Origin of the sequence: Solwaraspora sp. WMMD937 (genome assembly GCF_029581175.1) — a bacterium.
Lineage (GTDB): Bacteria > Actinomycetota > Actinomycetes > Mycobacteriales > Micromonosporaceae > Micromonospora_E.
Window position 1 is genome coordinate 5,992,659 of record NZ_CP120738.1, and the last position, 12,562, is coordinate 6,005,220.

The window sequence follows — 12,562 nt, forward strand, 5'->3', positions numbered from 1 at the left end:
TCACCGCCCCGGGTGCGGTTCGAGCGAGCCGCCCGCGCCGTAGACCCGACCGGCGGTACGGGACACCTGCCCGACCGGGGTGGCCCGGCCGACCCGGGCGGCCGGGATCTCCCGGGTCTCGTCGCCGCCGGTCGGACCGGGCCCGGAGGGCGGGGTGGGGTCGCCGCTGGGCGACGCCGGCGGCTCACCGGCCCGGTTGCGGGCGAGCAGTTCCAGCATGGCGACGAGGACCACGGCGAGCAGCAGCCCGGCGCCGGCGACCGGCACGGTGGTGTTGACCAGGCTCCTGGTGCGGGAGACGGCCCGGACCGCGCCGACGCTGGTCACCTCGGTCGGATCGGCCGCTTGGGCCTGCGCCCGGGCGGCCTGCAGGCCCTGCCGGGCCGAGGAGAGCGCGCTGGTCGCGGCGTCCCGCTGGGCGAGCAGCGCTTCGTAGTCGGGCAGTTTCGGACCGATGGTGTCGAGTCTGCGCTGACCGGCCTCGATCGCCTCGGTGGCGGCGTCGACGCCCCGGCCGTTGCCGACCGCCTGCATCTGCAGTCGCTGCTGGCGCAGGCTGGCCAGCTCGTTCAGCGTCGCCTGGTAGATCTTGTCCGGCTGGGTGACCTCGTTCTCGTCCTCCCAGGCGGTGATCGCGGCGGTCGCCTCGTCGACGTCGGTGCTGGCTGCGGTGACCTGCTCGGTGGCGATCGCGACCTGGGAGGAGAAGAGGAAGGCGAGGGCCCGTTCGGCGGTGGCGGCGAGCACCGGGCGGACCATCGACCGGTCCGCCGACGCGAAGGTGATCTCCATCTGGCTGCTCGCCCCGACCTGGCTGACCACCAGCCCGGACCGCAGCCGGTTGGCGGCGACGCCGGTCTCGGCGGTCACCTCGTCCACGACCCGGGGCGAGGTGGCGGCGGCGCTGAACGCGGCGGCGAACTGGTTGGCCGCCTGGTTGCCGGTGTACTGCTGGGCGGCAGCCCCGCCGACCAGCGCCGGTGCCGCCACGTACGCGGTCGCGGTGTACTGCTGCGGGGCGATCAGCACCAGGGTCGCGGCCGCACCGGCGGCCAGCACCGGCACACCGACCAGCAGCCACAGCCGCCGGCGCGCGATGCGCAGGTAGTCGACGATCTCCACGCTATGGGCTCCTACTCGTACCGAAATAGTGGTGCCGGGGTGGTCACCGACCCGGTGCCGGCCCGGCGTTGGGTGATGGCGTCCGCGACTCGGCCGTTGATGATCGCGCTGGTCGTCCGGCCGTGGGCGATGGCGCTGGCCGCAGCGGCGAACGCGACGAAGTACCACAGCGTCACCACGTTGGAGATGACGTTGGAGCCGAGGCTGACCGCGATGAACACCACCGCGCAGCCGGCGAAGCCGACCGCGACGCCGCGTTCCAGGCTGTCCGGCGGGGCGCGGCGCAACGCCGTACGGGCGGTGTACAGCAGCAGCACCAGCATCGCCAGGTAGGCCAGCAGCCCGGCCAGACCGGTCTCCACGTACGCCCGCAGCAGGTCGTTGTGCGGCTTCTTCGCCTCTGAGGTCTCGTGCTGGGTCATGTTCGGCCCGATCCCGGTGACCGGATTGCGATTGGCCAGGGTGACGATCTCCGCCCAGTAGTCGACCCGCCACTGCAGGGTGTTGCCGGTCGGCCCGCCGCCGGTGGGCCGGTCCTCGGCTAGCTGGGCGAACCGGTCCCCGACCGAGGGCAGCAGGCTGACTCCGGCGACCGCGACGACCAGCAGGGTGGCGAGCATCCGCCCGCTGCGGTGCAGCACCGCGACGACGATCAGCCCGAGCGCCGCGCCGAGGATCGCCGAACGGGTGTTGGTCAGCATCAGAAAAACCAGGGAAAGCCCGAGCAGTACGGCGAGGACCAACTGGGCGCGCCGGGCCAGGAACCGGTAGATCGCGAACCCGAAGACGATCATGAACATCAGGTACCGGCCGAAGGTGGTCGACTGGCTGAACGGGCCGCTGACCCTGATGAACTGGCCTTTGACCTCGGACGGCACCTGCCCGAAGGCGCTGACCAGCACGGTGTAGAGCAGCGCCAGGGCCAGCGAGCCGTAGCAGGCGATCAGGATCCGCCGAACCGCCGCCCGGTCGGGCATCAGTTGTTCGAGTACCACGAACATGACCACCACGGTCAGGATCCGCATCGCCTCGAGCAGGCTCGGCGTCGGCCGGTTCGCGCCGAGCGCGCTGACCAGCGCGGTCGCGCCGACCAGCAGCATCGCGAAGCCCAGCGGGGTGCCGCGCAATCGGCCGCTGCGGCGCAGCTGGGCGGCGAGCCAGAGCCCGGCGGCGAGCAGGAAGAGCACCGCGACCATGGTCGACGGGTCGCTCAGCCGGGACGCCTGGTCGGTGTCCGCCCGGCCGGCGGTCGGTCCGCTCAGCTTGACCACGTCCAGCAGCGGACGCACGGCGAGCATCAGAATCACGTACCCGGAGAACCGGGTGATGGCCAGCACCCCGACGGCGGCTCCGGCGACGAGGGCGATCGGCAGCACCACGCCGCGCCGGTCACCGGCGGCGAGTGCCAGGCCGGCGGCGACGGCGACGGCCGCGGCGGCGACCGCAGCGAGCACGCTGAGCAGCCGGCCCGCTGGCCGGGGTTCCCGCTGTCGTCTGGTCACCGCACGCCGATCCGCTGTCCCGCTTCGCCAGTTGTCCCGCTTCGCCCGTTGTCGGGTCGAGCCGCGCCGCATATCCGGACCGCCGCCGACCCCGGGTCGGGGCGGACGGAGGTCGATCTGCCGTGCCGGCGGGCCGGCCCGGCCCACCGCCGTTCGCCGGTGGGCCGGCCTAATCTAGCTGGATCCGCAACGAGGCAGTATGGGCCGACACGCCGGGGCCGGCCATCAGCCGTCCGGTTCGCTGCGGGGCCGGCGGCGGGGCCGGATCAGCTGTGGCTTGCGGGCCGGCAGCAAACTCAGGTACAGCGCTTCCAGCTCGGCGGTGGCCGCGTCCCAGGTGTACTCGGCACCGACCCGGTCACGTAAAGCTTTTGCTCCAGTGCGCTCTGCGTCCGGATCGGCGGCCACCTGGCGCAGCGCGCGGACCAGATCGTCGGCGTCACCATCACGGAAGATCCGGTGACCGGGGCCGTCGGTGGCGAGCACCTCGACGTGCGGGGTGATGTCACTGGCCACCACCGGCAGTCCGTAGGAGGCCGCTTCCAGCAGGGTCAGCGGCAGCCCTTCCAGCCGGGACGGCTGGACGAAACCGGCGGCGTTCGAGTAGAGCTCGGCCAGCAGATCGCCGTACGCGAAGCCGGTGAAGACTACTCGGGGGTCGTCGACGGCCTCGGCGCGTACCCGGGCCACGAAGTCGTCGCTGAACGACGATCCGCCGACGATGGCCAGCCGCAGGTCGGTGTCGACCTGGCGGAATGCGCGGACCAGCAGATCCGCCGATTTCTCCGGCACGAGACGGCCGACCATCAGCAGGTACCGGCCGGGGGTGAGGTTGAAGCGGGGGCCGATCTGTCGGGCCGGGACCTGGCGTGGGATACCGACTCCGTTCGGGATGTAGCTGGCCGAACTGCCGAACCTGGTCTGGTAGTGGTTGGCCAGGCCGCGGGAGACGGCGACCCGGGCGTCGGGCACGTACCCGCTGAGCCAGTGGGCGGTGCCGAGCACCGTCTGGGCGAGCCGGCTCCACTTGGCCCGCTGCTGGTCGAGGCCGTGCACGGTGAGCACCACCTTGCTGCGGGCCAGGTAGCGAGGCAGCGGCGCGACCAGACCGGGACCGAGACCGTGGTAATGGACGATGTCCGGCCGGTCACGCATGGCGGCCAGGGTCGAGGTGGTGGAGTGCACGATGGCGTCGAGGTGTTTGCTGGCCACGGTTCGCACCTGGCGCAGCCGTACGCCGCGGTACCGGTCCATCGGCACCGACCCGTAGCTGGGCCGACAGTACACGGTCACGTCGTGTCCCCGAGCTGCCAGCCGGCTGGCCAGTTCCTCGACGTGACGCTCGATCCCGCCGTACGTCGCCGGCATCCCCTTCTGGCCGATCATGGCTATCCGCAGCCGCCGGTGCTCCGTTCCCGGTTCGACACCATGCTGGTCGACAGGGTGCGAACCACCGGTCACCTGATGGGGTACGGCCACGATGCCTCCTTGGGGGTCCTGCGGGTCAGCTCTGCCGCTCGGCCACCGATTCAGCCAGGGCGGTCAGTTCCGTGCGCGTCTCGAGGGTCAACGACGCATCGACGAGAATGGTCACCGCTTCCTGGGTACGAATCCGGATCATCTGCTCGATCGCCTCGAGAGCTCCCGTGTCGACGATGATGCTGCGCAGTTCGTCGGCCCCGGTCGGGTCCAGCTCCGGATTGCCGAACAACTCTCGCAACCGGGCGGCCTGGCTGCGGTCCGCCAGGTTGCGGGCCTGCGCCATCATCACCGTCGACTTGCCCTCTCGCAGATCGTCGAGCACCGACTTGCCGGTGACCGCCGGGTCGCCGAACACTCCGAGCACGTCGTCGCGGAGCTGGAACGCGTCGCCCAGTGGATCACCGAAGGCAGCGTACGCGTCCAGCAGTTCGGGCCCGGCCCCGGCAAGGGCGGCACCGATCTGCAATGGTCGGGTAACCGTGTATCTGGCGGCTTTCATCCGGATTACCGTCAGCGCACTGGCCACCGAACCGTCGCCGACGCCGGACACCAGGTCCAGGTACTGCCCGGCGATCACCTCGGTGCGCATCCCGGCGAAGACCGCGTAGCCGCGCCGGATCTGCTCGGCGTCGAGCCCGCACTCGTGGAACATCTGGTCCGCCCAGGCGGCGCATAGATCTCCGCAGAGCAGCGCCGCGTTGCGCCCGTACCGGCCGGAGTCGCCCCGCCAGGACGAACGGGTGTGCAGGTCGGCGAAGATCCGGTGCACCGACGGCTCGCCCCGGCGACGGTCGCTTCCGTCCATGATGTCGTCATGGATCAGCGCGAACGCGTGGAAGATCTCCAGCGCGGCGGCGGCCGCGACGATCTCCCGGCAGTCCGCTCCCCCGGCACCGCGCCACCCCCAGTAGCAGAAGACCGGACGCAGCCGCTTGCCGCCGACCAGCACGAACCGGCGCAGTGTGTCGTACACCCCGCGCGGCGCCCCGTCCGGCCAGTGCGGATCCTGCCGGTCAAGGAACGCCGTCAGTTCAGCGTCGCACCGTTCCCGCAGCGACCGGCCCACCCCACCGGCACCGGCACCGGCACCGGCCGGAGCGTCCGGACCCGGGCGGTCACCGGGGCGGGGCGGCGCCACGGTCACCGGGACACCTCGGGCGCCGGTGCCGGTGCATCGGCGTCGAGCCCGGCCAGTTCCAGCAGCAGCGACTTGACCTCGGTGGCGGCGAACCGGTCCCGGGCCGGCGCCGGGTCCGAGCAGAGCAGCACCGGACCGTCGGCGGGGTCGTCCGGCAGCCGGCCGTGCGATCCGCGTACCGCCCGGGCACCGGCGTCCAGCCCGACCACGTTCATCGTGTACCGCAGGCCGATCTTCTTGCGGGCCAGGGCGATCGCCGCGCGCGCCTTGGCGGCACCCGGATTGGCCGGGTCGAACAACAACTCCGCCGGGTCGTATCCGGGCTTCCGGTGAATCTCTACCAACCGGGCGAAGTCCGGCGCAGCGGTGTCGTCGCGCCAGTAGTAGTAGGTGAACCAGGCCTGCGGCTCGGCCACCAGCACCAGCTCACCGGAGCGCGGATGGTCCAGGCCGGCGGCAGCCTTCCCGTCGGCGTCGAGGACCTGCGCCACGCCGGGCAGGCCGGCACAGAGCTTGGCCACCGTCGCGACGTCGGCCGGATCCCGGACGTAGACGTGGGCGACCTGATGGTCGGCGACGGCGAACGCCCGCGACGTCCACGGGTCGAGGTACTCCATCCCCGCCTGGGTGTAGACCCGCAGCAGCCCTTCGGCGCGCAGCAGCCGGTTGACGTGCACCGGCTGCGACACGTCGGTGATGCCGTACTCGGACAGCGCCACCACGGTCGCGCCGCGCGCCGCCGCCGCGTCCAGCAGCGGAGCCAGCGCCGCGTCGAGTTCGGCCGCCGCCCGCTGCGCGTGCGGCCCGCCGCCGCCGTAGCGTTGCAGGTCGTAGTCGAGATGCGGCAGGTACGCCAGGGTCAGATCCGGCGAATGGTCGGCCATGATCTGCCGGGTCGCCTTCGCGATCCACTCCGACGACACCAGCCCGGCGCCCGGCCCCCAGTAGTTGAACAGCGGGAACGTGCCGAGCCGACCGGTCAGCTCGTCGTGCAGCTGTGGCGGATCGGTGTAGCAGTCCGGATCCTTGCGCCCGTCGGCGTGGTAGATCGGCCGGGGGGTGACCGTCCAGTTGACGTCCGCGCCCATGGCGTACCACCAGCAGATGTTCGCCACCGTGTAGTCGGGGCGGACCCGGCGCGCGGCCTGCCACAGTTTCTCCCCGCCGACCAGGGCGTTGTGCTGCCGCCAGAGGAACACCTCGCCGAGCTCGCGGAAGTACCAGCCGTTACCGACGATGCCGTGGCCGGACGGCGGCTCGCCGGTCAGGAAGGTGGACTGCACCGAGCAGGTGACCGCCGGCAGCACGGTGCCGAGCTCGGCCTGGAAGCCGGTGTCGGCGACCGCCGCCAACCGGGGCATGTGGCGCAGCAGCCGGGGGGTCAGGCCGACCACGTCGAGCACCAGCAACGGATTCATGCGGCGGCCTCCGATCCGGCGGCGGTACGGGTGGCGGTGGCACGGGTGCGGGCGCTCATGCCGAGCCCGACCAGTTCGTCGCGGGCCTGGGCCAGCTCGGCGGCGATCCCGGCGGCGAGCTGGTCGGGCCCGGTGGGACGTTGTCCGGCCGGCAGCACCCCCCAGGTGTAGGTCTCCACGTCGAAGTGGTCGCAGCCGTCGCCGTCGAGGATCGCGGCGAGACCGGCCCGCAGCTGCGGCATCGTCGAGGCCAGCGGCGCGACCGGCGCGGCGTGCAGTGGCACGTGGTAGTGCACCCGCCACGGGCCGGGCAGCCCGGCGTCGAGCGCGGCATCGAGATCGTCGGTCGCCCCGGCAACCCCGGACCGGGTCTGGTGCAGGAACCGAGGTTCGACGTACCCGGCGATCGCGGACCGGTCCCGCACCGGGTCGGTGACCTCCAACGCGGCCGACACCTGGACCTTGACCACCGGTAGCCCGGCGGACCGCAGCCGACCGACCGCGGCGACCGGATCCTCCCAGGCACAGGCGAGATGGGCCAGGTCGACGCAGACGCCGAGCCGGTCGGTGTCCACCCGGGCCAGCTGTTCGGCGGCCTGGGCGGTGGTCTCCACGACGCAGCCCGGTTCAGGTTCGAAGCCGACCCGGACGGTGCGGCCGGTGTCCCGTTCGACCTCGGCCAGGCCGACGGCCAGCCGGTCCAGCAGCCGGGCGCAGGCGTCGGCCCGCTCGGTGTCCCACGGCTCCCGCCAGGCCAGCGGCAACGTGGAGATCGAGCCGCGCTCGGCGTCGTCGGGCAGCAGGTCGGCGAGGATCCGGGCCAGCGCCAGGGTGTAGTCGAGCCGGCGCGGGTCGGCCCAGTCCGGGTGGTACACGGCGTGTTTGACCACCGGTGCCTGGAACGCCTCGTACGGGAACCCGTTGAGGGTGACCACTTCCAGGCCACGGTCGGTAAGCGCGGTGCGCAGCCGGCGACGGGCGGCCGGGTCGGCGGCGAGCGCGGCGGCGGCCGGCGCGGCCAGCCACAGACCCAGGCCGAGTGGGTCGGCGGCGAGCCGGTCGCGCACCGGCACCGCGTACGTGTCGAGCTGGTCGAGCACTCCGTCGAGGTCCTCGGCCGGGTGCACGTTGGTGCAGTAGCTGAGGTGGACGGTGCGACGCCGCCGGTCGTGCAGGCGCATCAGCCACCGCCCCGCATAATCGAGCTGCCTTCGAAGGTCGGTGCGGTGGTGGCGACGTCGCTCAGGTCGAGCCGGCCGGACTGGCCGTAGAACTCCACCGGGTTACGCCACAGCACGCGGTCGACGTCGTCGGTGCTGAATCCGGCGGCCAGCATCGCCTCGCCGGTGGTCCGAGTCAGCAACGGATCGGACCGACCCCAGTCGGCGGCCGAGTTGACCAGGATCCGCTCTGGGCCGTACTCCTTGAGGATTTCCACCATCCGCGGCGGCGACATCTTGGTTTCCGGGTAGATGGAGAAGCCCATCCAGCAGCCGGACTCCTTGACCAGCCCGACTGTCACCTCGTTGAGGTGATCGACCACCACCCGGCCGGCGTCGATGCCGGACTCGGCGACCACCGCCAGAGTCCGTTCGGTGCCCCGGGCCTTGTCCCGGTGCGGGGTGTGCACCAGGGCCGGCAACTCGTGCGCGCGGGCCAACGCCAGTTGGGCGGCGAACGCCTCGTCCTCGGCCGGGGTCATCGAGTCGTAGCCGATCTCGCCGACCGCCACCACCCCGTCCTTGACCAGGTAGCGGGGCAGTACATCGAGCACACCGGCGCAGCGGGGGTCGTTGGCCTCCTTCGGGTTCAGCGCGATCGTGGCGTGGTGCCGGATGCCGAACTGGCTGGCCCGGAACGGCTCCCAGCCGAGCAGTGAGTCGAAGTAGTCGACGAACGAGCCGACGTTGGTGCGCGGCTGGCCGAGCCAGAAAGCCGGTTCGACCAGGGCCCGGACCCCGGCGTCGGCCATCGCCTGGTAGTCGTCGGTGGTCCGTGAGGTCATGTGGATGTGCGGGTCGAAGATGCGCATTCACCCCTCCTGTCGGGTGGTGGTGTCTGCTGCGGTGCGCAGCCGCCGCAGCAGGGCGAGCGCGTCGTCCGGCAGGGTCCGGCCGGCGGCGACCCGCTCGTCGTGCAGCCCAGCGAGCATGATCAGCAGTTCGGCGTCGGCGCGGGCGTCGAGGTCGTGCACGGCAGCCAGCGGTACGCCGGTGAAGACGCACTTGAGCACCGCCTGACGCCACGCCGGCTGGTCGAGGTGGCAGGCGTAGCGGCCGAGCGCGGCGGCCAGCAACCGGGTGTCGTTGGTCCGGATCGCGTCGTCGAGCAGCGGCACCGCCCGGTCACCGACCGGCAGCAGCGGCAGCGCCTTGAGCACCGCCCGACGCTCCGCGGCGTCGCCGTGGTGGTAGCAGTCGGCGACCGCGGCGGCCAGCTCCGCTTCAGTCGTGACGGTGGCCAGGTCGACGAGGAGCAGCACCCGGGCGGCCTCGTCGGCCGACCATCCCGGTACGGCAGCCAGCTCGGCCCGGCCGCAGCGGCGGCCTGCGCTGGCGAACAGCATCGGCAGGCCGGCCGGGTCGGTGACGATCCGGTTCCGCGCCTGCGCGAGCCAGTCCGGATCGGGTACGCCGGACAGCGCGTCGGCGAGTCGGCCGGCGACGTCGGCAGGGTCGTCGTCGGGTTGGGCGGGTCGGTTCACGGCTGGCCTCCTTCAGCGGCGGTACGGGCCGAATCCGTTCCGGCTGATGCCGTACCGGCCGGTCCCGAGTGAGCCTGGAGTTCGGCTGACCGAAGGAACTCGATGGACCGGGCGGCGACCGCCGGGGCGGCATGTGAATGCCGGGGCAGCTCGACGGCGACCAGGCCCCGGTAGCCGGCGGCGTCGAGGGCGGCCAGCACCGGCGGGAAGTCGATCTCCCCGGTGCCGAATTCGAGGTGCTCGTGCACGCCTCGGCGCATATCGTCGATCTGGACGTTGACCAGGTGCGCGGCCACGTCGGTCACGCACTGCGGCACCGGCACCGGCTCCAGGCACCGGCAGTGTCCGATATCGAGGGTGATGCCGAACCGGTCCGGGCGGCCCAGCGCGTCGCGCAGCCGCCGCCAGCCGGCGATGTCGGCCACCAGCATCCCGGGCTCGGGCTCGAAGCCGAGGGTGACGTCGGCCGCGTCGGCCGTCTCGACGACCGTCGCGCAGCCGGCGACCAGCCGGTCCCAGGCGGTGGCGTCGTCGACGTCGGCCGGGCGCACCCCCGACCAGAAGGAGACCGCCTCCGCGCCCAGGTCGGCGCCGATCGCCACCGCCCGGCGCAGGAAGTCGACCCGACGGGACGCGGTGTCGTGCAGCAGGGTCGGGGCGTGTTTGTGCCACGGGTCGAGCAGGTACCGCGCGCCGGTCTCGACCACGACCGCGAGGTCGAGGTCCCGCAACTGGTCGGCGACCCGGGCCACCTTGCGGGGCAGACCGGCGGCGTACGGGTCGAGGTGGTCGTGGTCGAGGGTGAGCGCGACACCCTGGTAGCCGAGGTCGGCGAGCAACGCCAGCGCGTCACCGAGCCGATGGTTGGCGAAGCCGTTGGTCCCGTACCCGAACCGCAGCCCGGCCGCCGCGTCCGGGCGGGGCCCGCCGGTTGCCGGTTCCCGCTCGCCGGCCGGGTCGGCGTTCATGTCGGGGACACCTTGCGGGCCAGCCGCCGACCGATCGGCGCGGCGGCGGAGACGGCGAGCCCAACGGCGGTGGCCAGGCCGGTGCCGGTCGCCGCCGCCCGGGCGGTGAGCGCGCCCTGCAGGGCGGGCAGACCGACGATGCCGGCGCCGACCGCCGCGCGTACCTGGTGGGGCCGGGGGTCGCGGGCGACCGCAGTCTGCGCGGCACCGTATCGGGCGGCGTACCAGCCGGCGAGTCCGGCGGTGACCCCGGCCCGCCACCAGCGGCCGGAGGTGGCCTGGCGGACCGACATGGCCCGACCGGCCGCCGGCGCGACGCTGGCCAGTGCGATGGCGGCGGTCCCGGCCAAGGTGGCCGCCGGCAGCCTGGGATCGGCACCGCTGACCTCGCTGCGGGACAGTTCGGTCACGGTGTAGGTGTGCGCGGCGACGGCCAGCGCGGCAGGCAGCGCGGCCCGGGTCCGACCGGTGCCGGCCGAGCCGAGCAGGACGTCGAGCCCTCGGCAGGCGGCCATCACCGCCGGGCCGGCCGGGGTGTTCTTGGCCCACAGGTCGTACGCCCAGATGGCGGCGGTCAGCGGCACGCCGACGGCGAGCGCCCGGCGGCCGCCGCTGACGGCGGTGAGCGCCAGACCGGCGGTGGTGAGCCCGGCGGCGACAGCGAGCGCGGCACCAGGTGTGACCCGGCCGGACGGGATGGGTCGCTGTGGCCGCTCTACCGCGTCGAGCTCCCGGTCGGCCCAGTCGTTGGCGGCCATCCCGGCCCAGTAGAGGCAGACCGACGCGCCGGCCAGCCCGGCGGTACGCGGGCCGAGCCCGCCGGCGGCAGCTGCCCCGGCGACCACGTCACCTGGTACGGACAGCGCTGCCGGTGCCCGGACCAGCTCGGCCAGATCCGACAGCCGTGGCGGTGTCATGCGACACCGCCCGGCTCGGCCGTCTGACCGTGCAGGTACGCGGCGAACTCGACCAGGGCGCGCCACTGGTCGCCGAGGGCGTGCGGGCCCGACCCGATCGGGTCCTTGAAGAAGAACGCCAGCTCCGGCAGCGGCCCGGAGCGACCGGCGCGGGCGGCGGCGGCGGTCAGTCGGGCCAGGTCCAGCACCAACGGGGCAGCCAGTGCCGAGTCGCACCCGTGCCAGGTGAACTCCATCCGCATCCCGGTACCGAGGAAGCCGGAAAAGGTGATCAGATCCCAGGCGGTCTTGAAGTCGCCGATGTCGTCGACGTACTCGATCCGGGTGTGCCCCTGCGGCTGGTAACCGAGGATCTCACCGAGCACCCGCTGTTTGCTGGCCGCTTTGGCCGCGTTGGCCGCCGGCTCGGCCAGGTTGGCCCCGTCGCCGCCACCCAGCAGGTTGCTGCCGGACCAGCTGCGCACCTGCAGGTTACGCAGCGCGAACATGGGGGCCAGCACCGCTTTCACCAGGGTCTCGCCGGTCTTGCCGTCGTGCCCGGCGTACGGTGCCCCCCGCTGTCGGGCGAGCTCGTCGAGGGCCGGCAACCGGGCCCCCACCGACGGGGTGAAGTCGACGTAACCGCAGCCGGCGCCGAGCGCGGCGTACGCCACCAACGCGCTCGGCGGCAGCACCGGCGCGCCGCTGGGCGCCTCGGTGAGCGCGGCTGCGAGGGCGGCGAGGTCGTGGTGCGCCGGGTGCGGCTGCGGCGCCGGTTCGGTGGTCGAGACGTTGACCACCACCACCTGGTCGAGGTCGTGCCGGCGGCGGAAAGCGACCAGGTCCGCCGCGATCGCCGCTGCGGTCTCGGCCTGGGTGGTCCCGGTCGGGAGCGGACGCAGCTGCGGTTCCAGGCCGGTCAGCTCGGTGTGCAACGCGGCGACCAGCCGCCCCGGAACCACACCGGCACTGGCCAACGCGTCGGCCTTCTTCACCAGCGGCGTCGCGGCGATGTCGTGTCCGCCGAAAACGAGGTCGGCGAAGCTGGGCAGGGCCGGGCCGCGCAGCGGCGGTAGTTCGGTGACGCAGCCGGTGGTGTCGGCCAGGCCGGCGCGCACGGCAAGCGCGCCGACGATGCTGGTGACCGCGACCGAGCCACGCGCCCCGATCAGCCAGACTCCGGTACGCATTCGTGCCTCCAAACGCCCGCCGCTGGCGGTGGTCGTACTGCTGCCGGTTGTCGCCTTGCCGGTCTGGCAAGGCCCCGTCCGTCCGGGCGCCCCAGGGTGGCACCACCGTCGACGGCGCCGAGGTCGGCGTCAACGACGCCGT

General features: G+C 73.0%; 11 protein-coding genes. All 11 read right to left on the bottom strand.

Annotated features, from left to right (window positions below):
• The 11 genes from O7621_RS26445 to O7621_RS26495 all read right to left on the bottom strand — a co-directional run bounded on the left by O7621_RS26445 (window position 1) and on the right by O7621_RS26495 (window position 12,420).
• Entirely contained in the window at window positions 1-1,122 is a 1,122-nt protein-coding gene (locus O7621_RS26445) for a Wzz/FepE/Etk N-terminal domain-containing protein (protein ID WP_282231722.1), read from the bottom strand.
• Between the two features lie 11 nt (window positions 1,123-1,133).
• Window positions 1,134-2,624: an O-antigen ligase family protein gene (locus tag O7621_RS26450; protein ID WP_282231723.1), complete on the bottom strand. Its 1,491-nt coding sequence runs from the start codon at window positions 2,622-2,624 to the stop codon at window positions 1,134-1,136.
• A 225-nt stretch (window positions 2,625-2,849) separates the two neighbouring features.
• Complete coding sequence (locus O7621_RS26455) at window positions 2,850-4,103, bottom strand: glycosyltransferase family 4 protein (RefSeq protein WP_282231724.1); 1,254 nt, start codon at window positions 4,101-4,103, stop codon at window positions 2,850-2,852.
• A 25-nt stretch (window positions 4,104-4,128) separates the two neighbouring features.
• Window positions 4,129-5,250, bottom strand: coding sequence for a polyprenyl synthetase family protein (locus O7621_RS26460; protein ID WP_282231725.1), 1,122 nt, complete (start codon window positions 5,248-5,250; stop codon window positions 4,129-4,131).
• Window positions 5,247-6,662: a nucleotide pyrophosphatase/phosphodiesterase family protein gene (locus tag O7621_RS26465; RefSeq protein ID WP_282231726.1), complete on the bottom strand. Its 1,416-nt coding sequence runs from the start codon at window positions 6,660-6,662 to the stop codon at window positions 5,247-5,249. The genes O7621_RS26460 and O7621_RS26465 overlap by 4 nt, the downstream gene beginning before the upstream one ends.
• Window positions 6,659-7,843, bottom strand: a complete 1,185-nt coding sequence (eboE, locus tag O7621_RS26470; protein WP_282231727.1) for a metabolite traffic protein EboE — start codon at window positions 7,841-7,843, stop codon at window positions 6,659-6,661. The genes O7621_RS26465 and eboE overlap by 4 nt, the downstream gene beginning before the upstream one ends.
• Window positions 7,843-8,694 (bottom strand): TatD family hydrolase, encoded by an 852-nt coding sequence (locus tag O7621_RS26475; protein ID WP_282231728.1) that lies wholly within the window; start codon window positions 8,692-8,694, stop codon window positions 7,843-7,845. Before O7621_RS26475 ends, eboE begins: the two co-directional genes overlap by 1 nt.
• Window positions 8,695-9,366 (bottom strand): EboA domain-containing protein, encoded by a 672-nt coding sequence (locus O7621_RS26480; RefSeq protein WP_282231729.1) that lies wholly within the window; start codon window positions 9,364-9,366, stop codon window positions 8,695-8,697. It lies immediately after the preceding gene.
• Window positions 9,363-10,334, bottom strand: a complete 972-nt coding sequence (locus O7621_RS26485; protein WP_282231730.1) for a sugar phosphate isomerase/epimerase family protein — start codon at window positions 10,332-10,334, stop codon at window positions 9,363-9,365. The genes O7621_RS26480 and O7621_RS26485 overlap by 4 nt, the downstream gene beginning before the upstream one ends.
• Window positions 10,331-11,251, bottom strand: coding sequence for an SCO3242 family prenyltransferase (locus tag O7621_RS26490; protein ID WP_282231731.1), 921 nt, complete (start codon window positions 11,249-11,251; stop codon window positions 10,331-10,333). Before O7621_RS26490 ends, O7621_RS26485 begins: the two co-directional genes overlap by 4 nt.
• Window positions 11,248-12,420: an inositol-3-phosphate synthase gene (locus O7621_RS26495; protein WP_282231732.1), complete on the bottom strand. Its 1,173-nt coding sequence runs from the start codon at window positions 12,418-12,420 to the stop codon at window positions 11,248-11,250. Before O7621_RS26495 ends, O7621_RS26490 begins: the two co-directional genes overlap by 4 nt.
• Window positions 12,421-12,562 lie beyond the last annotated feature (142 nt).